General features: G+C 68.9%; 19 protein-coding genes. 12 read left to right on the top strand and 7 right to left on the bottom strand.

The features are described 5' to 3' along the window. Nucleotides 1-97: 97 nt before the first annotated feature. The 5 genes from V6S66_RS15905 to V6S66_RS15885 all read right to left on the bottom strand — a co-directional run bounded on the left by V6S66_RS15905 (nucleotide 98) and on the right by V6S66_RS15885 (nucleotide 4666). Complete coding sequence (locus tag V6S66_RS15905) at nucleotides 98-301, bottom strand: hypothetical protein (protein ID WP_334207763.1); 204 nt, start codon at nucleotides 299-301, stop codon at nucleotides 98-100. Between the two features lie 174 nt (nucleotides 302-475). Then, entirely contained in the window at nucleotides 476-1510 is a 1035-nt protein-coding gene (locus tag V6S66_RS15900) for a hypothetical protein (protein ID WP_334207762.1), read from the bottom strand. Beyond that, nucleotides 1507-2715 carry a helix-turn-helix domain-containing protein gene (locus V6S66_RS15895; RefSeq protein WP_334207761.1) on the bottom strand — a complete coding sequence of 403 codons (1209 nt, stop codon included), beginning with the start codon at nucleotides 2713-2715 and terminating at the stop codon, nucleotides 1507-1509. The genes V6S66_RS15900 and V6S66_RS15895 overlap by 4 nt, the downstream gene beginning before the upstream one ends. Nucleotides 2716-3018: 303 nt before the next feature. After that, nucleotides 3019-4278, bottom strand: coding sequence for a helix-turn-helix domain-containing protein (locus tag V6S66_RS15890; protein WP_334207760.1), 1260 nt, complete (start codon nucleotides 4276-4278; stop codon nucleotides 3019-3021). A 175-nt stretch (nucleotides 4279-4453) separates the two neighbouring features. Next, nucleotides 4454-4666, bottom strand: a complete 213-nt coding sequence (locus V6S66_RS15885) for a helix-turn-helix domain-containing protein (RefSeq protein WP_334207759.1) — start codon at nucleotides 4664-4666, stop codon at nucleotides 4454-4456. A gap of 285 nt (nucleotides 4667-4951) precedes the next feature. Between V6S66_RS15885 and V6S66_RS15880 the strand changes: the two genes are divergently transcribed. The 6 genes from V6S66_RS15880 (at nucleotide 4952) to V6S66_RS15855 (ending at nucleotide 13476) form a co-directional block, all read left to right on the top strand. After that, nucleotides 4952-5662: a hypothetical protein gene (locus V6S66_RS15880; protein ID WP_334207758.1), complete on the top strand. Its 711-nt coding sequence runs from the start codon at nucleotides 4952-4954 to the stop codon at nucleotides 5660-5662. 120 nt (nucleotides 5663-5782) lie between these two features. After that, entirely contained in the window at nucleotides 5783-6424 is a 642-nt protein-coding gene (locus tag V6S66_RS15875) for a hypothetical protein (RefSeq protein WP_334207757.1), read from the top strand. Between the two features lie 182 nt (nucleotides 6425-6606). Continuing rightward, nucleotides 6607-7248 carry a hypothetical protein gene (locus V6S66_RS15870; protein ID WP_334207756.1) on the top strand — a complete coding sequence of 214 codons (642 nt, stop codon included), beginning with the start codon at nucleotides 6607-6609 and terminating at the stop codon, nucleotides 7246-7248. Between the two features lie 272 nt (nucleotides 7249-7520). After that, a complete protein-coding gene (locus V6S66_RS15865) occupies nucleotides 7521-8447 on the top strand; it encodes a hypothetical protein (RefSeq protein ID WP_334207755.1) in 927 nt (308 codons plus the stop codon). An 81-nt stretch (nucleotides 8448-8528) separates the two neighbouring features. Then, the gene (locus V6S66_RS15860) at nucleotides 8529-9140 is read left to right on the top strand and encodes a hypothetical protein (RefSeq protein ID WP_334207754.1); all 612 of its coding nucleotides are present in this window, start codon (nucleotides 8529-8531) and stop codon (nucleotides 9138-9140) included. Between the two features lie 391 nt (nucleotides 9141-9531). Then, entirely contained in the window at nucleotides 9532-13476 is a 3945-nt protein-coding gene (locus V6S66_RS15855) for a hypothetical protein (protein ID WP_334207753.1), read from the top strand. A gap of 79 nt (nucleotides 13477-13555) precedes the next feature. Here V6S66_RS15855 and V6S66_RS15850 read toward each other — a convergent pair whose 3' ends face one another. Together V6S66_RS15850 and V6S66_RS15845 are read right to left on the bottom strand one after the other, a co-directional pair. Continuing rightward, entirely contained in the window at nucleotides 13556-13777 is a 222-nt protein-coding gene (locus V6S66_RS15850) for a helix-turn-helix domain-containing protein (protein ID WP_334207752.1), read from the bottom strand. Nucleotides 13778-13839: 62 nt separating this feature from the next. Next, nucleotides 13840-14166 (bottom strand): DUF6907 domain-containing protein, encoded by a 327-nt coding sequence (locus V6S66_RS15845; RefSeq protein WP_334207751.1) that lies wholly within the window; start codon nucleotides 14164-14166, stop codon nucleotides 13840-13842. A gap of 484 nt (nucleotides 14167-14650) precedes the next feature. Here V6S66_RS15845 and V6S66_RS17070 point away from each other — a divergent pair, with 484 nt between their 5' ends. The 6 genes from V6S66_RS17070 to V6S66_RS15810 all read left to right on the top strand — a co-directional run bounded on the left by V6S66_RS17070 (nucleotide 14651) and on the right by V6S66_RS15810 (nucleotide 22147). Then, entirely contained in the window at nucleotides 14651-16417 is a 1767-nt protein-coding gene (locus V6S66_RS17070) for an ABC transporter permease (RefSeq protein ID WP_442885945.1), read from the top strand. Between the two features lie 81 nt (nucleotides 16418-16498). After that, nucleotides 16499-17398 carry an MlaE family ABC transporter permease gene (locus V6S66_RS15830; RefSeq protein ID WP_334207750.1) on the top strand — a complete coding sequence of 300 codons (900 nt, stop codon included), beginning with the start codon at nucleotides 16499-16501 and terminating at the stop codon, nucleotides 17396-17398. Further along, nucleotides 17395-18696 carry an MCE family protein gene (locus V6S66_RS15825; protein ID WP_334207749.1) on the top strand — a complete coding sequence of 434 codons (1302 nt, stop codon included), beginning with the start codon at nucleotides 17395-17397 and terminating at the stop codon, nucleotides 18694-18696. Before V6S66_RS15830 ends, V6S66_RS15825 begins: the two co-directional genes overlap by 4 nt. Next, nucleotides 18693-19700: an MlaD family protein gene (locus tag V6S66_RS15820; RefSeq protein WP_334207748.1), complete on the top strand. Its 1008-nt coding sequence runs from the start codon at nucleotides 18693-18695 to the stop codon at nucleotides 19698-19700. The genes V6S66_RS15825 and V6S66_RS15820 overlap by 4 nt, the downstream gene beginning before the upstream one ends. Before the next feature lie 307 nt (nucleotides 19701-20007). Next, on the top strand, nucleotides 20008-21027 hold the full coding sequence (locus V6S66_RS15815; RefSeq protein WP_334207747.1) for an MCE family protein: 1020 nt from the start codon (nucleotides 20008-20010) through the stop codon (nucleotides 21025-21027). Nucleotides 21028-21106: 79 nt separating this feature from the next. After that, a complete protein-coding gene (locus tag V6S66_RS15810) occupies nucleotides 21107-22147 on the top strand; it encodes an MCE family protein (RefSeq protein ID WP_334207746.1) in 1041 nt (346 codons plus the stop codon). Nucleotides 22148-22155 lie beyond the last annotated feature (8 nt).

The raw sequence follows: 22155 nt of genomic DNA, 5'->3' as shown, positions 1-22155 counted from the left end.
TATTCACCCCGTCGGGCTCAGCAGAGCGTGTGACGTGCCAGGACGGACATGGCTCCGATGGTCGAGTCTGAAGGCGGCCGCGATCGAACCAGCGCGTTCACGACGTGCTGTCACGGCGGTCGAGCTCCTGGACGAGTGACTCCACCGCGTGGGTCAGGTGAGAGATCTGGACTTGGAGCTTGCGTAGTCCGTGAGGAATGGGCGGCCTCTCGATCTCCGGGATGGAGGTCATGGCAGTGGCGTCGCCGTTGAACGCAGCGTGGCGGTTCTGAAGGTGGCGGTGGGCGTCGTCCAAGGTCATGGTGGTGGTCCGTCCGGTGGGTCGTGAGTGGGACGGGATCGAACGTAGAACGGACCTCTGACACGCCCCGCCCAGCGCCGCGGCCGTTCCGCCAACCTGTGGACGGCCGGGAAACGCCAATGCGGCTCGCCCTCGAAGAGTGGAAGGTGACTGGGCGGCGGAGGGAGCCCGCCCTCACCCCCAGCGCGCGAGGGGTGCCGTGAGGGCGATGGGCAGCGCGAGCACGGTGATGGTCGTGGCGGCGATGTCAGGCGGGCCGGTCGGCGTGACGATCAGCGCGATGAACCCGACCGCTGCCACGAGCACGATGGCGCGACGCATCGCTCGGAGGCGGCCATGGGCCCCGCGCAGCAGGCGCAGCACCGCGGCGACGTGGTGGATCGCGACGTCGGACATCTCGACGCCGGCGGCGTCGCTCGCCAGCTCGTCGCTGACCATCGGGGTGGCGGCGGCCGAGGTGAACACGGCGGCGCGTCCGCGGCCGACCGCACCGATGTGGCGGCCGTCGCCGAGCAGTTCCTCCACGACCTCGGCGGTGGACCTCTCGGTGGTCGACACGACGGTGGCGTCGGGGACCGCGCCGGCGAGGTGGCGCGCCGCGGCCTCGCCCGGAGCGGTCAGGACAATCTGGTAGCCGTCGCCGACGAGCGCCGTGACAGTGGTGGGTGCCTGCTCGCGCACCGCGTCGGCGACGGTGATCCGCCCCATCGCGCGCCCGTCGACCTCGACGGCGAGGATCTTGCCCCAGCCGTCGTCCTCGGCCTCGACGCCGATCCACTCCGGCGAACCGACGCGCACCGGGTGCCGGTCGACCGTGCCCAGCACGCCCATCCCGGGCAGGCGTTGCACGTTCGTCGCACCGCCGCGCGCGGCGAGCCGGGAGACGGCCTTGGCCACAGGATCGTCCTCGCCGTGCTGGAGTGCTCCGGCGAACCAGCGCAGGCTGCGGTCGTGCTCGGGGTCGATTGGCTCGACCCCCACGACGCGCGGCTCACCGTCGGTGATCGATCCGATCGGGTCGATCACGAGCGTGTCGAGCCGCTCGAACGCTTCAAGAGCGCCCCGGCCGCGCACTCGGGCCTGGTTCTCACCCGACCGCCGAAGGGCCGAGCCGACCACCAGGGGCCGCGCCGACCACCACGCGGCCGCGGCGGCGAGCACGATGACGGCGGCGCCGAGGCTCCCGGTCAGGCTGACGACGTCGTTCATGCGCCGGCCGCCGTCTGGAAGCGTTCGAAGTCGGACTGGTCGCCGGCCTTCCACAGCGGCACGCTGGCCTTGAGGACCATCGTGATCTGCACGATGAACTCCGGTTCGCGCAGCGCGTCGCCGAACAGCTCGTTGATCCGCTTCCAGCGGTAGCGCACCGTCTGCGGGTGGATGCCGAGCTGCGCCGCGATGGCCGGTGCGCTGTCGCGGGTCTCGAGCCAGACGAGGAGCGTCTCGGAGAGGATCTCGCGCGAGTTCGGCGACTCAGCCAGCAGCGGTGCGAGCAGCGACTGCACCAGGGACTGGCGCAGGGCGGGCTCGGCGTGCAACCAGATCTGGGTCAGGTGGCCGGACGCATCGACGACCCGTTGATCGGGGATCACCCCGCGCTGCACGAGGGTCAGCACGCGTCCGCTCCAGCGGAACGCCGCAGGAATCGTTGCCGACGCACTGGCCGTGGCGAGTCCGACCCGCCCGGTGCCGGCTTCCAGCACGGCCTCGAGCACCTCGTCGCGTCGGGCGGCATCGGTGAGGATCACCAGTCGCTGCCCGTGGCGCACGATGAGGCTGGTGCGGGCCACGGCCGAGAGATCCGGGCGCTCGTCGCCGGGCAGCTCGACGACCAGGACGAGCACGACCTCCGGGACGGTCCACCCCGCCGTGTCGAGGTCGGAGAGGGGGGGCCCGCCGAGGAGACTCTCGGCGAGGCGGGCGCGAGCACGCATCGGGTCGTCAGCACGTCGCTGGAGGCCCTCGGCGTGGCCGGCGTCGGCCTCGGCGATGAGGTGGTCGGCGAAGGCGAACACCGCGTCGGCCAGCCCGCTGCGCACCGGGCCGTCGGAGGTGGCCGAGGTGTCGGAGTGCCGCAGGAACTGCCACGAGGCCGAGATGGCGATGTGGACGGCGGCCCGCAGGTCCGACGGCGAGTGGCCCGATCGGGCCTCCGTGCGGCCGAGGGAGCGGAAGAGCTCCTCGACCCCGCGGTCGCGGTGGGGCGCGCCGTCCACGGCGTCCAGGAACCGGTGGATCGCCGTGGACACGGCCTCGTCGATGACGCTCCGCACGGCGGGCGCGTCGTACCTGGGGATGCGGGTGCGCACGGCGAGCGCGATCTCGCTGGCGACCTTCGGGACGTCGCGTCGGACGGCACGGGCTCGTTCGGCCACGAGCTCGGGCGTCGTGCGTGGGGTGGGCGTCACGGTCATGGCGCCTCGCGCCAGGTCGCGCCACTTCTCATGCCCTGCCCCCCAGGTCGACGACGTGTCGTGGGTCACATCATCCACCCCCGGACCGGGGGGTGGTCAATGGCGGGGTCGACGGCAGGAAGGTTTACCGGGAGGCGGGGGCGCGTCATGTTCGCCACCACCCTGCTTCGACGGGATGTCGTGGCGCAGGTGGACGTGCCGCGAGGAGGCCGTTTCGGCCGAAGATTGTCACCCGCATGACAAGTTTCAGGGCGACCCGGGGGTCGTGATCGCCCCGCCCCCGCGCATCTCGTGCGTGCGAGCTCAGGCGGCGTCAGAGCGCCAGCCTGGCGTGACCGACTCGAGGGCCGTGAGCAGGGCCACTGTCTCCGACGGGTCCGAGAGGCGGTCGCCGAACAGCTCCTTGATCCGCCGCAGGCGGTGGCGCACGGTCTGCTGGTGGACGCCCAGGCGGTCGGCGATGGCGGGCACGCTCTCACGGGTCTGGAGCCACATGAGCATGGTGTCGGCCAGGGCTGAGCGACGCTTGGGGGTCTCGGTGAGCAGGGGCGCCAGGACCTCCCGGTCGGTGCAGCGGCGCAGGATGGGGTCGGCGTGCAGGCACAGCTTGGCGCGGTGATCGCCGCACCGGAGAACGCCGTCGGCGGGTGGGGCCACCTGCCCGCTGGCGGCGAGACGGAACAGACGGGCCGACCAGCGTGCGGCATGGTGCACCTCGTCGGGGGTGACACCCCAGCTGAGGGTGACGGGGTCGCTGACCTGCCGTGCGAGGTGCTCGGCGAGCCGCGGTGCGGCTCCGGTGTCGACGATGACGACCAGACGCTTGCCGTTCGAGCCCGCGAGTGCCCCGGTGGTGGCCCCCACGACGGCGCGGGCCTGCGCGCTCATCGTGGTCGTCATGACGGAGACCGATTCCGGCACGGGCCAGCTGACGGTGCTGGCGAGCTCCTCGATGCGGTCGGGACACTCGCCGCGGAGCAGCGCCTCGATCAGCAGCGACCGGGGGCTGTTCCGTGCGCCGCCCCGACGTGCGCGAACCAGGGTGAACCCCTGCGTCGCGTGCTGGAGCAGCTGGTTCTGGAAGTTGAGCAAGGCGTTGGCGAGCTGGCCGACCGCCGTGGCGGGCAGCTCGAGCTCGTGCGAGGCCTCGCGGAGCTCGCTCCAGGTCTCCTGCGTCGCGATCTGGTGGGCGGCGCGCATGGCGTCGAGGTCGTGACCGGCGGCCGCCTCCACGCGTCCGAGCCAGCGGAAGAAGTCGCCCACGGCACGGCCGCGGGTGGGTGCCCCGGCGAGGGCGTCGATGAAGAAGCCCACGGACATCTCGATCGCCTCGGTGATGACGGCGTGCATCGACGGGTCGGCGAACGCAGCGACCTCTGCGTGGATGCGGCCCGAGATCCGGGCGCTCAGACGGTCGGCGCGTTGGCGACAGGCGGCGATGACGTCGTCGTCGAGTGGCGGAAGTGCGTCGAGCAGGGGCGGCGAGGAAGGGCCGGCCGTCTCGGAGGAGCCTGCGGGTCTGGCCGCTCGTGCTCGTTCGATGTCGCCGATCGCTGTTGGCATGCCGAACCTCCCCACCAGTAGAACGCACGCCCGATGTCTCAGGCATGCTCCCTCGAGCGTGAGTCAACGACGAATGCTCACGAAGGTCGAGCCTGGAGCGGTGATCGAACCCGGATCGGGTCGATTCTTGTGATCCGCGTGACAACTTTTGCGCCCGCGTTCGGGCGGGGCTGTGTCAGTCGTGCAGGAGGTCGAGCGGGTCGACGCCAAGGCGTGCCGCGAGCTGCTCGACCGACGCGAGCGTCAGGTTGCGCTCGCCGCGCTCCACCGATCCCAGGTAGGTGCGATGGAATCCGAGGTCGTCGGCGAGGCGTTCCTGACTGAGTCCGAGACGGGTGCGGTGCTCGCGGAGCTTGCGTCCGACGACGACCTGGAGGTGGGAGGGCACGCCCGCACCTTCTCGATCGGACACTCATGGGTCTACAGACTTATCCGTAGCGTCCGCCGATCCCCAGGAGCGTGGCGGTCCGAGACGCATCAGTGGCCCTGGCGGGGGCGTGGAGCGAGAAATTGTCACGTGGGTGACAGGTTTCGGTCTCGTTTCGCCCAATTCGCCATCGACCCCTTGCGGCGCACCAGGGAACTAGCCCGTAATGACCACATCGCCGCGATCGTGTTCCGGGTCACACCGGCTCGGATCGCATCCACATTCGTCATCGCTTAGGGGAATCTCGTGAAAACACTCTCGTCGACCGGCCGCCGGAGCCGCATGTTCCTGGGCGCCGCCGCCCTGTCCCTGTTGGCCCTCACCGCGGCCCCCGCGGTGCAGGCCCAGGAGCCGAACCCCACGCTGACCGTCAAGTACGACGCGGTGGGCTCCAGCTACATCGGCTCGCAGGTCGACTCCACGCTGCCGCTCGGTCCGTCCGAGCTCACGACGACCCTTGACCTCGTCACGGGTGACATCGTCGGCGGCACGCTGCCGATCCCGACCCAGCAGTTGCAGTTCGACGTGTTCGGGATTCCCGCTCGCGCCAACGTCACGCTGACGCAGGTCGGCCAGCTCACCGGTGCGCTGCAGCAGACCGAGGAGCTCGGCAAGGCCCGCCTTGTCTCGAACGTCGCCTACGACATCAAGATCAGCAGCGTCGAGGCCAAGGTCTTCGGCGTCTGGTTCCCGCTGGCGGTCGGCAACAACTGCCACACGATCAGCCCGGCGAACATCACCGCCAGCACGCCCGAGGGTGAGTTCTTCACCGTCAACGAGGGTGGCCGCGTCACGTCGACCTACACGATCGGCAAGTTCACGGGCTGCACGCCGCTGAACTTCTTCAACATCCCGGGCTTCTTCCCGTGGTTCGGCTCGGTGCCGATCAACGCCCTGGTGCCCGGCAGCAACAACACGCTCGACCTGACGATCTCCAACCCGCGCTACGGCGGCTGAGCTCGACGCCGCTCTGCGGGGCGCACCCCGTGCGCCCCGCAGAGCCGGCAGGAGCTCGCGCTCCCCCCATCACGTGTGACCACTGACCATCGCCGCAGGAACACCCCGAAAGGACGCACCGTGAAGACTCTCGCCAAGCGACTCGCCAGCTCCATGATCGCCTTCACCGCGACCCTCGCCCTGGCAGTGGCCATGTCCTCCCCGGCCTCCGCGGCCACGACCTACACGCCCGGCGGTGGTCCGAACGTCAACTTCGTCGGCTCGAACGTCAGTTTCACGTTCATCCAGGCGAATCAGACGTGGACGTGCCAGACGTTCAATCTGGCGGGAAGTATCGCGAGTCCTGGATTGAGTCGAGCGATTGGCTGGAACGCGGCGAACGTCGGAACTCTGACCTCTGCTGGCTGTTCGAACGTCATCATGGGCCCAACCACGATCACGCCAACTGGCACTTGGGGCATGACGGTCACGGGTGACGCCCTGGGGTCGACGTGGCCCGTGCGGATCACGAACGTGAATGCGACCTTCTCGATGAATGGATGCTCCTTCCAGATCGGGGGCGTCGCCAATGGCACCTTCGACGTCGCGACCCAGCGGTTCACCCCAGTTGGGCCTGCCTCGGGACTCAAGATCGTGAGCACTCCGGCGGGCTTCATCTGCCCGATTATCGGCGTGGCCAAGGATCAGGACATCAAGATCGGGGGCACGTGGACCAACACGCCTCCGGCCGGCAGCGGCCCGCTCACGATTGCGGTCCCGTGACCATCGCGCCGCTCGGGTACCGAGCCTTCTCGCAGCGCCTCGCGCGCATCCTTCGGTCGCCGATGGCGACCGACCCTCAGACCCCTGGCCGTGGGGCTCGTTCGATCCGAGCCCCGCGACCAGAGGAAGCAGTATCCCACCCGGTGGCTCTCGCCGCCATTGACATCCCTGAAGGGGGAATCATGAAGTTGTTCAACAAGCGCAAGACGTCCGGCCTGGTCGCCGCTGCGGCACTCGTCCTCACCACCCTGGCCATGGGCTCGCCGGCTCACGCCGCCACGACCTTCACGCCGAGCGGTGGACCGAACGTCAACTTCGTCGGCAGCAGCGTCAGCTTCAAGGCCATCCAGGCCAACCAGACGCTCACGTGTTCGACGTTCAACCTCGCCGGTTCTGTCGTGAACCCGGGCACCAGCCGCGCCATCGGCGCCAACGCAGGCAACCTGGGCTCGCTGACGTCCAGCGGTTGCACCAACCCGATCGCCGGTGCCACCACGGTCACCCCGACCGGCACGTGGGGTGTCACGATCACGGGCGACGAGGTCAGCTCGGTGTCGCCCGCGCGTCTCACCAGCGTTGCGGCGACGGTGACGGCCGCCGGCTGCACGTTCCCGGTGGGCGGCACGGTTGCCGGTACCTTCAACGACTCGACCCAGAAGTTCACCCCGGCCACCGGCGCCTCGGGCCTGAAGATCACCGGTGTTCCCTCCGGTTTCCTCTGCGGGATCCTGGGTCTGGCCAACGGCCAGGACATCGAGGTCGGCGGTTCGTGGACCAACACCCCGCCCGCGGGCAGCACGAACCTCCTCATCGCAACTGCGTGATGCTCGAGGTATGACGGACCTCTGTGCCGGTGACGCTTCAGTGTCGCCGGCACAGAGCCGTGTCAAGATCAGCGCATGTGAGAGGAACCACCGTGGTGCCCAGTCCGTTCAGTCGATTCGCTGCAGACGCCAGACGGGTAGCGGCTGTACTTGCCGTGCTCGTCGGCACCGCAGTCGTGATGCCTGCGAGCGCTGATCCTGGGGCGAGAGGTGTCGCTCAGGGTGCGGAAGAGTTGCCGAGTGGATCGGGGTACGAGACCTCCGGTGTGGTCATGGCGACCCAGGGGCTTGTTGCGCGATCATCGAAGATGTACATCACGATCGGGCCCGACAATCCCATCATCGCCGCACTCCGGTACGGGCGGGCTAACGAACCGATCGAGAACCCCACCGGGTACTCCGCGGCGAACCGCGTGGCGTGGCCGTTCGACGCGCCTGCGTGCGCCACGGTGCCTCCAGACGAATTCGGTCTCGTGCAGTACGTGCTCTCGGACTTCACAGCCTTGTCGATCACGCCAGATGGCAAGCTCGACGAGGTCGGCGTGCTGCCAAGCGTGCGCGTTAACCTGCTGGCCTTCGGTAGCCTGCCGGCGACCGCGACGATCAGTCTGGCGATGACGCGGTCTGGCGGCGAGGTGACTCCCTGGGCGGTCCACGTGTGGGCTCCGGGATCGTCGGACATCCCAGGCTGCGCGAACGGGACGGAATTCTACCGTGCGATGGTCGAGGGTCAGGCGGACGTTCGAATCCACGACCTCGAGATCGACGGGGTGCCGGTCGACCTCGGACCGAGTTGTCAGACGGAACGCCCTGTCGATCTTCGGCTCTGGGGCGAGGAGGGTTACCAGGCCCTGCGCACGGGCAATCTTGCTCAGTTCGACGGCCTGGCGACCGGCACCCGAATCCCGCTCGACTCGCCCTACTACTTCGAGCACAACGGCCGCGGACTGATCCCCGACTCGACGGGCGTGGACATCCCACCCTTCGTTGGCTGTGCGTCCGAGGGCGACGACCTGAGTTCCATCGTCACGGCGATGGCCTCGGGCCCGAACAATCCCGTGCGCGTCAGCCAGGCGCAGCCGATGTACAGCGGGGTTGACCCGGACGACATCTTCAAGTGCGACGCTCCCGGTTTCTGCCCGGCTCCGCCGACGTCCGCGCCGCCCATGCCGCCGCTGCCGGAGGGTGAGGCGCCCTGAGGACACCTCGGGTGCAGCACGTATTCACCCTGCTGACGATGACACCGCACAACTCGATCTGATTCGAAAGGTCCCTACGTCATGGGACTTCTGCAAATCGTCCTGGCTGCTCTGCTCACCGCGGGTGGCCTGGGCACAACGACTGCGGCTTCCGGTACCTTCACCCCGGGCGGTGGCCCGGCAGTGAACTTCGTCGGGAGCGACATCAGCTTCACGGACGTTCAGGCGAACCAGACGTTGACCTGTGCGCAGGTGAACTTCGCCGGCACGGTCATCGATCCCGCGTCGAGCCGAGCTCTGGGCGAGAACGCGGGAACCCTGGACAACCTGAGCACCAGCAACTGCACCAACCCCCTTGGCGGCCTGACGAACGTCACGCTGCTGGGCACTCCCAAGGTCTCGATCACCGGGCAACCCGCTGGCACGCGGTGGCCGGCGGAGCTGGCGGACGTCTCCGCCCAGATCACGGTCGCGGGCTGTTCATTCACGGTGGAGGGTGACGTCACCGGTGTCTTCGACACCGCCACCCAGACAGTCACTCCGACGGCGAACAGCCTGAAGATCATCGGCGATCCAGTGGGCTACTTGTGCCCGATCCCCGGACTCGCGAAGGACCAGACGTTCAGGGTGAGCGGTTCGTGGACCAACGTTCCACCGGCGGGCAGTGACCCTCTCACCTTCACCAGCCCCTGAATTCGCCACCCGATCGAGCGCTGACTCGGCGGGTGCCACCTGACGTTGTCGGCCTGGCGCAAGCGAAGCGGGCGCCGTGTCCTCTGCGCACCTTCGATGTTGCACGACGTCGCGCGGGATGGGACCTCGGAGAAAAGTTGTCAGGTGGGTGACAAGAAATCACCCCAAGTCGTCGAAATCGCTCCTGTTTCCGCCATGTTGCTGGCGGGGTGACGTGGGTTACACCTAGCGTCGCCGCATCGCCGGGATCTGGGCTGTCGCCCGTCCGGTGCAGAACCCCCCGATTCTCGAGGAGCCATTCATGAAGCATCTCCGCCGTTCTCCGCGCCGACGTGGCAGGAGGGTCGCCGCCGGTCTGGTAGCGGGTGTGCTGGTCAGTGGCCTGATCTCCATGGCCAACACCGCCACCGCTGCGGAACCCATCACGGACGGGCAGATCTACGGCTGGGGTATGAGCGGCACGTACGACCCGATCGTGCCGTTCACTTTGAACTTTCCCCAGGATCAGGCGCCCTTCGTGGATGTCGCCGTTGCGGGGAGCGGGGGTACGGGTCACACCACGTTGGGTGTGGCCGCGAATGGTGCTCTTGTGACGCAGGGCAACGCCGGCGGCATCGTGTCCTTGATCCCGTCCTCGCTGAAGACCAAGCGTGTGGCGGCCGTCGAGACGTACAGCGGCATGGCGGCCGCTGTGACGGATCTCGGTGAGATCGTCACCTGGGCGAATGCGCCGGCGGCCCCCGCTGCGTACCGAAGCCCGGCGGTAGCGACCGGCGTGGTCGATGTGCAGCTGGGCGGGCGGAACGCTTCAACGGCCTTCGGTGTCCTGCTGAAGAGTGACGGGACGATTGAGTCCTGGGGCCTCGACGGGTTCGCCGCCAACACCCCGGACCTCGACGACGTGGTGCAGATCGAGGCCAACGCCGCGATGGCCGTGGCTCGCACCGCTGACGGGAATCTGCACTTCTGGGATGACAACTCGAGCAACCGTGTCCAGTTCAACTTCGACGCTGTCCGCGACGCGTCGATCGTGGACGTTTCGCTGACGCAGCGCGCCCACTACGCGCTCACGGACGAGGGAGAGGTGCTTGCCTTTGGTGCCGACGACCGCGGCATCCCTGAGGGACAACAGGTCCCTGCGGACGTAGCGTCCGAGCGGGTGGTGGCCCTGTCGTCCAGCAACGGTCTCGGCGACGAGGGGCAGGTGGCCTTGAAGGCGAATGGTGAGTTCGCGACCTGGGGCTACTCCTTCCTGTCGTTTAACACCCTGATGAATCCGCCGCCGGTGGACCTGGAGGGCCATGAGGTCGTCGCGATGGAGACGGGGCCGAACACCCACACGGCGATGATCTTTGGTCCGGAGGATGCGGGGCCGGAGCCCGGCGTGGTGAGCCCGCCGCAGGTCGAGGGTCTGCCGGTCGTCGGCACGTCCGTGACGGGTACGGCTGCCGAGTTCAACTTCGAGACCACGTCCGAGACCAGCGCGTGGTACCGCGCACCGTCGGCGGACACGCCGGCTGCCGAGTGGACGCTGATCGGTGACACGAACCCGTTGCCGCTGACTGCTGAGCTCCAGGGTCAGTACGTCGCCTACCGCACGACGGTGGAGGACGCCGAAGGCACCACGTGGACCGCCGACTCCAACCTGGTCGGACCGATCGACTCCGGCTCGACCGGTGTCGTGGAGGCAGCGAAGATCGAAGGCGTCCCGGTGCTGAACTCCGACGTCATCGGCATCGCGGCGCAGTTCAGCTTCACGCCCGAGACCGAGTCGAGCGCCTGGTACCGGGCCGACACGGCCGACGCGCCTGCTGACAGCTACGAGCTGGTCAGCGACGCGAACCCGTTGACGCTGGGTGCGGAGAACGAGGGCAAGTTCCTCGTGTACCGCTCGACGGCGACCGACGAGGAAGGTGCGACGTTCACCTCGGACTCCACTCCGATCGGTCCGGTCGTGCAGTTCAGCTCGACGGCCTCGAGCATTACGGGCGATCCGGTGGTGGGTGGCACCCTGACTGGCGTCCCAGGTGACTTCTCGTACCCGCCGGAGACGGTGACGTACTTCTGGCTCGTCGGGTCGAGCGGAGTCATCCCGGTCCCGCCGGGCGGTTCCCTGGACCTGCCGGTGCTTGACGCGTATGTCGGCCAGACCGTGCAGTTCTTCGCGCGGGGCGATGTCGCAGGTCAGTCCTCGACCTCGATCGCGCCGGCCGTCGGGCCTGTCACCACCCCGCCTCTGGTCGCTTCCGAAGCGCCTCAGGTGGAGGGCGTACCGGTGCTGAACTCGGACGTGATCGGCATCCCGGCGGTATTCAACCGGGCCCCGGAGTCCGAGACGAGTGCCTGGTACCGGGCCGACACGGCCGATGCGCCGGCGGAGAGCTACGAGCTCGTCACTGACGCGAACCCGTTGACGCTGGGTGCGGAGAACGAGGGCAAGTTCCTCGTGTACCGCACGACGGCAACCGACGAGACGGGTGCGACGGTCACGTCGGACTCGGCACCCATCGGCCCGATCGTCCAGTTCGCCGCGACGCCGGCGACCATCACGGGCGACCTGCTCGTGGGCAGCACGATCACCGGCGTTCCGGGCACGTTCTCGTACCCGCCGGAGTCCGTGATCTACGCGTTCCTGATCGGCTCGCGATACGTCGCGATCCCGCCAGGTGGGGTTCCGGAGGTCACCCTGCTCGCCGAGGACCTCGGACAGACGGTGCGATTCTTCGCGACCGGCAACGTCGCGGGGCAGTTCGCGAACTCGGCGTCCGAGAACCTCGGACCGATCGAGATGCCGCCGCTGGAGATCGTCGGTCAGCCGACCGTCACGGGTCAGCCGTTCATCGGCCAGACGCTGACGGCCACCCCGGTGGCGGACCCCGAGGGCGTCACGTCGACGCTCCAGTGGTTCGCCGGGAGCGGTGAGACCTTCACCGCGATCGAGGGTGCGACCGGCGGGACGCTGGAGCTCACCGAGGCGCAGCGCGGTCAGCAGGTCAAGGTCGTCCAGACCGCGACCCGCGCCATCGACGAGGCGACGGACACGGCTGAGTCGGTGCCCACGGGCGCCGTCACGGACGCCCCGGTCGACCTGGTCGTCACGACCGAGGCCACCCTCACGGGCACCCCGCGGGTTGGGCAGACGCTGACCGGCACGCCGGCGACCTTCTCGACCACCGAGGACGTCACGATCGCCAACTACTGGTTGATCGGCGGCCAGGAGGTCGTGGCCGAGGGCACCACCCTGGTGCTCACGACCGATCACGTCGGCCAGAACATCCAGTTCAAGTCCGTCGCCACCCGTGGCGAGGAGGCCGTCCCGTCGGTCTCGACCGCGGTCGGACCGGTGCTCGTGGTCCTCGCGGCCACGACCGAGCCGACGGTCACCGGCACCCCCAAGGTCGGGCAGACGCTCACCGGCACGCCGGCGACGTTCAACGACACCCAGGGCGTTACGGTCGTCAACCAGTGGCTGGCCGACGGTGAGCCGATCGAGGGAGCGACGACCACGTCCCTCGCGCTGACCGAGGACCACCTCGGCGCCGAGATCTCGTTCGCCTCGACCGCCACGCGTGGCGATGAGGCGGCTGTGGTCTCGAAGTCCGATCCGACGGCTCCGGTGGGTCCGAAGGACACGACCCCGCCGACCGGTGAGGTCATCATCGACCTCGACGGTCCGACCGCACCCGGCGCGACCATCACGGTGCAGGTGGGGACGGCGTTCGCCGGCCAGGAGGTGCAGGTCTACCTGTCGAACCTGGATCGCCTGCTCGCCCCGGCCACGGTGGCTGCGGACGGGACCATCCAGGTCCTGGTCCCCGGTGACATCCCGCTCGGCACGCACCGCCTCGCGGTGTACTCCGGTGGGTCGTTGGTCGGTTGGGACGACTTCGCGGTGACGCTGGTCCGCCCGGAGGACCCGGCGTTCAAGGACCTGATCTCGGTCAGCCCGAACCCGGTCAAGGCCGGCGACCAGGTCACGATCCAGGTCGGCGCCGACCGTGTGGGTCAGCGGGTGCGAGTCGTGCTGTTCTCGTCGCCGCGTGACCTCGGGTTCGTCACCGTCGCCGCGGACGGGACCGTCAAGGTCACCATCCCGGCAGACATGGCAGCAGGGGTGCACCGTGTCGCGATCTACGACGAGGCCGGCGCCCTGATCGGCTGGCAGGACATCACTGTCGCCGGTGACGGGGCGAATGGCAGCGGCGGCCGCAACGGGATCCTTCCGGGTACCGGCGCGGGCGACGTGGGACCGATGATCCCGCTGGGTCTGACGTTCCTGCTCGCCGGCCTGGGGCTGCTCGCCTACCGAGCGCGAGGACGCCACCAGCTGAGCTGACGCTCAGCGGCTGAACGACGGTGGGTGGGGAGCCGACAGGCTCCCCACCCACCGTCGTCGTGTGGAGCCAGGTCGATGCTCAGCGGCTCGGCGGCACCAGCAGCTCGAGCACATCGACGCCGAGGCGCTCAGCCAGGGCCACGACGGTGTCGAGCGTCAGATTGCGCTCGCCGCGCTCGAGCGACCCGATGTAGGTGCGGTCGAAGCCGAGCTCATCGGCGAACGCCTGCTGACTCAGACCGCGCGCCCGACGGATCTCGCGGATCTTGAGACCGATGGTCTCCCTCGGGTGCTGAGCCACTCGTGCACTCTCGCTCGATGCTACGGATAAGTCGACGGACTCATCAGTAGCATCGATGCAGTTCAACCGCTGCCGGACGCGAGTCGCAGGATCTCGTGGGCCACGCGGACGGCACCCTCACGGCTCAGCGACAGGTGGTGGCCATCGCGCTCGGGCTGGCCGACGAACACCCACTCGCCGGCGTCGCCGGACCGGCGCGACATGAGGATCAGGAGCTCGGTGGTGGCCTGCTCGCCCTCGAGTGGCCCGCCCAGCACCGCTGGCGTGTAACGGCCCGCACTGTCGTGGACGCGGTCGGCAAGCAGGTCGGCCTCGTCGTGCTCGACGACGCACCACGCGGGGCACGGATCGTGCTGCCACGGCGGGCGAGAACGGGAGGGATCGATCATGGGCACCTTTCCGAGAGGTGGGCGAGACCGACCGTAGGTCGACCCTCTGACGCCCTCCGGATCTCGTCGACGAGCCTGTGGACGACCAGGTTCGCGAGGGAGCGGATGCGCGACCCCGGCGCCTCGGGGCCGCGCCTCCACGGTCGTCTTCCGCGACAGGGGTGCGTGGCGCAACCGGCTCGCACCGGTCCGCGCCCCCGCGTGGTCGATCAAGACGACACGGCTGCCGAGAGCGGGCGGGGAATCGGTGCCCGTCCCGGCCTCTCCAGCATGCTACTGATCCGTCTCATTGGCGATGCTCCTCGGCAACTATCGGCAGAAGTTGTGAGGCAGGTGACAAAAAACCGTCCAGATCGACGACATCGCTCCTTGGGGGTAGCGCCGTGACGTGGGGCACACCTAGGTTCACGGTGGCGCCGACCACTCGGGGGTCGTGCGCCGCGTCAGGCCGACGGAGTCGGCGGACCACGGAGGAGGGCACCGCATGGGCGGCACGGTCGAGGTCGAGGGCCTCAGCAAGACGTACGGCAGCCAGAACATCTGGAACGACGTCACGCTGACGCTTCCCGCCGGCGAGATCACTGCACTGCTGGGCCCCTCGGGCACCGGCAAGTCGGTGTTCCTGAAGTCGGTCATGGGCCTCGTGCAGCCGGAGGCGGGCTCGATCCTGATCGACGGCACCGACATGGTGCGCGCCACCGAGGCCATGCGCCTGGAGATGCGCAAGCGCTTCGGCGTGCTGTTCCAGGACGGCGCGCTCTTCGGCTCGATGAATGTCTACGACAACGTCGCCTTCCCGCTGCGCGAGCACACCCGCAAGAACGAGAACGAGATCCGCGAGATCGTCATGGAGAAGCTCGACATGGTCGGGCTCGTGGGCCAGGAGCACAAGGTGCCCGGCGAGATCTCCGGCGGCATGAAGAAGCGCGCCGGCCTGGCCCGTTCGCTCGTGACTGATCCCGAGATCATCCTGATCGACGAGCCGGACTCCGGCCTCGACCCCGTGCGCACCTCGAACCTCGCCCAGCTGCTCGTGGAGGTCAACGCCGCCACCGACGCCACGATGCTGGTGGTCACCCACAACATCGAGCTCGCCCGCACGATGCCCGACAACCTCGGCATGCTCTACCGCCGCGAGCTCGTGATGTTCGGCCCGCGCGAGGACTTCCTGCTCACCGACCACCCCGTCGTCAGCCAGTTCATGAGCGGCGACCCCGAGGGGCCCATCGGCATGAGCGAGGAGACCGACCACCGCCGCGAGCAGCCGGTCGAGCTTGACCCGGTCTACCCCGGCGGCACCTCGGTGCTCTCGCGTCACGCCGGTGCCCGGCCGGTCGAGGTGCTGCCGCGCCAGCTGATGCCCAAGTCGGGGCAGCCCCGCGCGGCCAACGAGCGGCACCGCCAGCGGGTCGCCAGTGGGGCGGCGCAGCTCTACATCGCGCCCGACGACGAAGCTGATCGAGCACGTCCCCTTCCCAAGCGCGGGATCGCCACGCGGGCCCTGACCTCGGTCGGCGACCTCATGGCGCTGGGCCTGGACGCCGTCCGCTCGACCTTCCGCCGGCCGTTCGCCTGGCGCGAGGTGCTGGAGCAGTTCTGGTTCGTCGTCAGCGTCAGCTGGGTGCCGGCGATGCTCGTGGCCATCCCGTTCGGCGCGGTCATCGCGCTGCAGCTCGGCACCCTCACGGTGCAGGTCGGTGCCCAGTCGTTCACGGGTGCCGCCAGCGTCCTGGCCGTCGTGCAACAGGCGGCACCCATCGTCACCACGCTCGTCATCGCTGGCGCCGGTGGTGCGGCGATCTGTGCCGACCTCGGCTCACGCCGCATCAAGGACGAGATCGACGCGATGCGCGTCATGGGCATCGACCCCGTGCGGCGGCTCGTCGTGCCACGCGTCATCGCCTGTGTCATGGCCGCGGTGCTGCTGAACGGCCTCGTCTCGGTCGTCGGCGTGATCGGCGGCTACGTCTTCAACGTCATCGTGCAGGGCGGAACGCCGGGCGCCTACCTCGCCTCGTTCACGGCCCTCGCGCAGATCTCCGACCTCTGGGTCGGCGAGATCAAGGCCGTCGTGTTCGGCTTCGTGGCCGGTGTCATCGCCTGCTACCGCGGGCTCAACACCGCGCCCGGCCCGAAGGGCGTGGGCGACGCGGTCAACCAGTCGGTCGTCGTGACGTTCCTGATGCTCTTCTTCGTCAACTTCGTGATCACCACGCTGTACCTCCAGCTCGTCCCGGGCAAGGGAGCCTGACATGAACGAGCGAAGCGAGAGAAACATGGGAGTTGTCATGTCGGCACCGCCTACCGTGCGTTCTTCAAAGGCGGTGTCGTCATGACTGCCACCCAACCCCAGCCGCAGCCGCACGCGCAGCCGCAGTTTCCGCCGCCCGCGCGGCCGAAGCGCGACTCGATCGCCAAGCGCGCCGCGAAGGCGCCGGCCGACCGGCTCGCCAGCCTCGGCGCCGGCCTGCGCTTCCACATCGGCGTGCTCACGGCGATCCCCCAGGCGATCCGCTTCCACCCCAAGGAGATCGCGCGACTGCTGTCCGAGGTCAGCTTCGGCACCGGTGCCCTGGCGGTCATCGGCGGCACGATCGGCGTGATGCTCGGCATGACCCTGTTCGTCGGCACCGTGGTCGGCATGCAGGGCTACGCCGCCCTCGACCAGATCGGCACCGCCACCCTCAACGGCTTCATCTCGGCGTACTTCAACACCCGCGAGATCGCGCCCCTGGTGGCGGCACTCGCACTGTCAGCCACGGTCGGCTCGGGCTTCACCGCCCAGCTCGGCGCGATGCGCATCAACGAGGAGGTCGACGCCCTCGACGTCATGGCCGTGGCCAGCCGCCGCTACCTCGTCACGACGCGCGTCGTCGCCGGATTCGTCGCGATCATCCCGCTGTACGTGATCGGCCTGCTCACCTCGTACGCCGGCTCCCGCATCGTCACGGTCTACTTCTACGGCCAGTCCGCGGGAACCTACGACCACTACTTCACGCTGTTCCTGCCGCCGATCGACATCCTGCTGTCGTTCGTCAAGGTGCTCGTGTTCGCCGTCATCATCATCCTGATCCACTGCCGCCTCGGCTTCACCGCGCACGGCGGCCCGGCGGGCGTCGGCATCGCGGTCGGCACGGCCGTGCGGCGCAGCATCGTCACTGTCGCGGTGCTCGACCTCGTGCTCTCGCTCGCCCTGTGGGGCACGAGCACGACCGTCAGGATCGCCGGATGAGCGGGCCCGTGGTGGTGCGGAGCACCCGTCCCCTCGACCTGGTGTTCGGTGTCGTGTTCATCGGCATCATCGTCACCGGCCTGATCGTCGCGGTGCTGATGTACAACAAGGCGTTCTCGCCCCGCACCGAGATCCAGCTCACGACCGGCAGCGTCGGCAACGCGATGCAGCCCGGCTCCGACGTCAAGCTCAACGGCGTCCCGGTCGGCGAGGTCAAGCGCATCGAGTCCACCGACGACGGCGCCGTGCTCACGCTGGCGCTCAAGCCGGGCATCGCCGAGCGTCTGCCGTCCGACACCGTCGCGCGGCTCCTGCCCAAGACCCTGTTCGGCGAGCGCTACGTGCAGCTGCAGGCCGACGGCGCCACGAGCGGCGACGGGCTCGAGGCCGGCGCCACGATCCGCCAGGACGCCTCCGACGAGGCCGTCGAGCTCGAGGAGGTCCTCGACGAGATGCTGCCCGTGCTCGAGGCCCTGCAGCCCGACAAGCTCGCGGCCGCGCTCGGCGAGCTCAGCCTGATGCTCTCGGGCCGCGGCGACGACATCGGCGTGGCCATGGAGGAGTGGGGCACCTACCTCACCCAGCTCCAGCCGTACGTGCCGCAGATGGCCGACGACCTGGTCAAGCTCGGCGAGGTCGCCCGCACCTACGACGTCGCAGCACCCGACCTTCTGGACGCGCTCGACGACCTCACGGTCACGGCCGACACGATCGTGGCCGAGAGCCAGACGCTCACCAACCTGTTCGCCACGGTCATCACGACCTCGAACACGACGCAGGCGTTCCTGGAGGCCAACCAGGGCAACATCATCACGCTCTCGGCGGCCAGCCGCGACGCCCTCGGCGCCGCTGCGCCGTACGCCACGCAGTTCCCGTGCCTGTTCAAGGCCGTCAGCGACTTCATCCCGGTCATGGACGAGGTGCTCGGCGCCAACTCGGGCGAGCCCGGCATCCACGTCACGCTGAACGTCGTGCCGAGCCGCGGCGCCTACCAGTACGGCACCGACAGCCCGCAGTTCCAGTCCGGTGGCGGACCCCGCTGCCCGTACCAGACCGGTGCGGTCACGAACCCGGCCTCCGCCGACACGCCCCCGGTCGTCGCGCCCCCGCCGAGCCCGCTCGTCGCGGCGCAGCTCAGCGACGCCATGGGCCTGGGTGAGGTCAACTCCCCGGCCGAGAACCAGCTCATCGCCGAGCTGATGGCAGGGGGCCAGAACCTCCCGCCCGACGAGTACCCGGCCTGGTCCAGCCTGCTGCTCGGCCCCACGCTCCGCGGAACGGTGGTGACGGTCCAGTGAGGATCATCCTGATCAAGAGCATCGCGTTCACGCTCCTGACGGTGCTCGCCACGGCGGCCCTCGCCGCCACGATCCGGAACTCCAGCGGACCGGGCGAGACGTACACGGCCGTGTACACCGACGCCACGAGCCTCAACAAGGGCGACGACGTGCGCATGGCCGGCGTCAAGGTCGGCACGGTCGCGAAGATCGGACTCGACGACGACGCCAACGCGGTCGTGGAGTTCACGGTGGCCGACGGCACGACTGTCGAGAAGGGCACCGTGGCGCAGCTCAAGTTCCGCAACCTCGTGGGACAGCGGTACATCTCGCTCGAGCCGCCGGAGCGCAAGGGCGACGCACTCGAGCCCGGGCACACGTTCAGCCTCGACGAGACCGCACCCGCGCTCGACCTCACGCTGCTGTTCAACGGCTTCCAGCCGCTGCTGCAGGCGCTCGACCCCGACGACGTCAACGCGCTGAGCTCCGACATCATCGCGGTGTTCCAGGGTGACGGCGCCTCCGTCGACACCCTGCTCGCCAGCACCGGAAACCTCACCTCGACCCTGGCCGAGAAGGACGCCGTGATCGGCGAGCTCATCACGAGCCTCAGCTCGGTGCTCACCACGATCAACGGCCGTACCGACCAGGTCGACGCCGTCATCACCACGATGTCGCAGCTCGTCTCCGGCCTGGCGTCCGACCGCGAGACGATCGGCAGCACCCTCGACGGGCTCAGCGGCCTGTCGGTCAGCGTCGCCGACCTCCTCGAGGAAGGCCGCGCGCCGCTCAAGAACGACATCGCGGCGCTGCAGACCCTCGCCGGCAACCTGTCGGACGCCGAGGGCACGCTCAACGAGTTCTTCACGATGCTGCCCACCAAGCTCGACGCGATCGGCACGATCGGCAGCTACGGCTCGTGGCTCAACTTCTACGTCTGCCAGATCGGCGGCGTCATCCCGAACCCCGAGGGCTACTTCGGCGACGTCGGCGTCCAGTCCAACTCCGCGAGGTGCGCCGCATGAGCACGTTCGTTGCTGACTCAGCCCGTCGCGTGACCGAGGTTTCGAGGCTCGTCGCTAGCGCTCCTCGCACCTCAACCACCGGTGGTGCGGGCGAAGCCCCGCCCCTTGAGGTGCGACGAGGAACGAGGAGCCTCGAAAGGGGTTCCTCAGCCCGTCGCGTGACCGAGGTTTCGAGGCTCGTCGCTGGCGCTCCTCGCACCTCAACCACCGGTGCTCACCCCCGGTGGTTGAGGTGCGACGGCGCTCTGGCGCCGGAGCCTCGAAACCTCGGTCAGTCAACCACCGGTGCTCACGAGGGGGTGTCCGCATGAGCAGGTACGGGAAGGCGTTCGCCGAACGCAACCGCGTCACGATCGCGGTCATCGGTCTCCTGAGCCTCACGCTGATCTTCTTCGCGACGTTCAACGCGGACCGCCTGCCGATCATCGGCGAGGGCCGCGAGTACTCCGCGCACTTCGCCGAGGCCGGTGGACTCAAGACCGGTACCGAGGTCCGGGTGTCCGGCGTCAAGGTCGGCAGCGTCACGGGCATCGAGCTCGAGAAGGGCGAGGTCGTCGTGACCTTCACGGCCAAGGACGTCCGCCTCGGCTCGCAGACCACCGCGGCGGTCAAGGTCAAGACGCTCCTGGGCCAGAAGTACCTGTCGGTCGACCCGGGTGGTCGCGAGGAGCTCGACGAGGCCATCCCGCTCGAGCGCACCACGACCCCGTACGACGTCACGGCCGCGTTCTCCGACCTCTCCGACAACATCGGCGAGATCGACACCCAGCAGCTCGAGGCCAGCTTCACGGCCCTGGCCGACGCGTTCCGCGACACCCCCGAGTCGGTGCAGACCACGGTCGCCGGCCTCACGGACCTGTCGCGCACGATCTCGACACGCGACGAGGAGCTCGCGGCGCTGCTGGAGTCCACCAGCACCGTCACCGAGACGTTCGCCAACCGCAATGACGAGCTCGCCGCGCTGATCAGCGACGGCAGCCTGCTGCTCACCGAGCTCGAGAACCGGCGCGAGACCGTCCAGGCCCTGCTCGAGAGCACGTCCTCGCTCGGCATCCAGCTGCAGGGACTCGTGAGCGACAACGAGGAGCAGCTCCAGCCGGCGCTGGCCGAGCTCGACCAGGTCGCGCAGATCCTCACCAACAACCAGGCCAACCTCGACTCGGCGCTGGCCAAGCTCGGTCCGTACTACCGGGTCCTGTCCTCGGCCAGCGGCCAGGGTCGCTGGATCGACGCGTACCTGTGCGGCCTGTTCGGCCCTGACGGCGCGCCGCAGCTGACCAACGACATCGTGCGGGACTGTTCTCCCGCGAGCGGAGGAGGAGCATGAACGAGCGCCAGCGAGTGACCATGTCGGGTGAACTCATGACGCCAGCGCCGATCGTTGCTCTTTCACAGGCGGTGGCGTCATGAGCTCGCGAATCAGGTCCGTCGCACCGGTGGTGCTGTTCGCGCTCGTGGCGGCGCTGCTGTGGTTCGGCTACGCCTGGTGGTCAGAGCGCGACCGTGTCGAGCTCACTGCCGAGTTCACCGAGACCGTCGGCCTGTACCCGGGCTCCGACGTGCAGGTGCTGGGCGTGTCGGTCGGCGAGGTCACCTCGGTCGAGCCCGACGGCCCGATCGTGCGGGTCGGCATGAAGCTCGACTCCGGCGTGGAGGTCGCGGCCGACACCGATGCGGTGATCGTTGCTCCCACCCTGGTCTCGGACCGGTTCGTGCAGCTCACCGAGCCGTTCATCGAGGGCGATGCCCTCGCCGACGGCGCGCTGATCAAGGTCGACGACACGGCCGTGCCGGTCGAGGTCGACGAGCTCTACGCGGGCCTGGAGGACATCAGCACCCAGCTCGGCCCCGAGGGAGCCAACGCCGACGGTGCGCTGTCGGACCTGCTCGACGTCGCCGCCGCCAACCTCGACGGCACGGGCCTCGACATCAACCGCACGATCAGCAGCTTCAGCGAGGCGTCCACGACGCTCGCCGGGGTCGACGACGACCTGTTCGCGACGATCGGCAACCTGGCCGACCTGTCGGACATGTTGGTCGAGAACGACGCCGCGGTCTCGTCGGCCAACTCCCAGTTCGCCGAGGTCACCGACTACCTCGCTGCCGACCGCACCGACCTCGCGTCGGCCATCACGAACCTCGGTGACGCCATGGCCGTGCTCGACGACTTCATCCGCGACAACCGGGGCAACCTGCAGACCAGCGTGCAGAACCTGATCGGCCCGACGCAGACCTTGGTGAACCAGCAGGCGTCGCTCGACGAGTCGGTGCGGCTCATCCCGCTGCTCCTGCAGAACTTCCTCGGCGCCTACAACCCCGCCTACGGCACGCTCGACGGTCGCGGCAATCTCAACGAGGCCACGATCTGGAGCCCCACGGGCAACAGCGGCACGACCGGACCCACCGCGCCCCCGGTGCTCCTGCCCGGCGTGGAGGTGGCCCCGTGATGCGCACC

It is taken from the genome of Aeromicrobium sp. Sec7.5 (assembly GCF_036867135.1).
Lineage (GTDB): Bacteria > Actinomycetota > Actinomycetes > Propionibacteriales > Nocardioidaceae > Aeromicrobium.
This window is presented reverse-complemented; position numbering and strand designations above follow the sequence as displayed.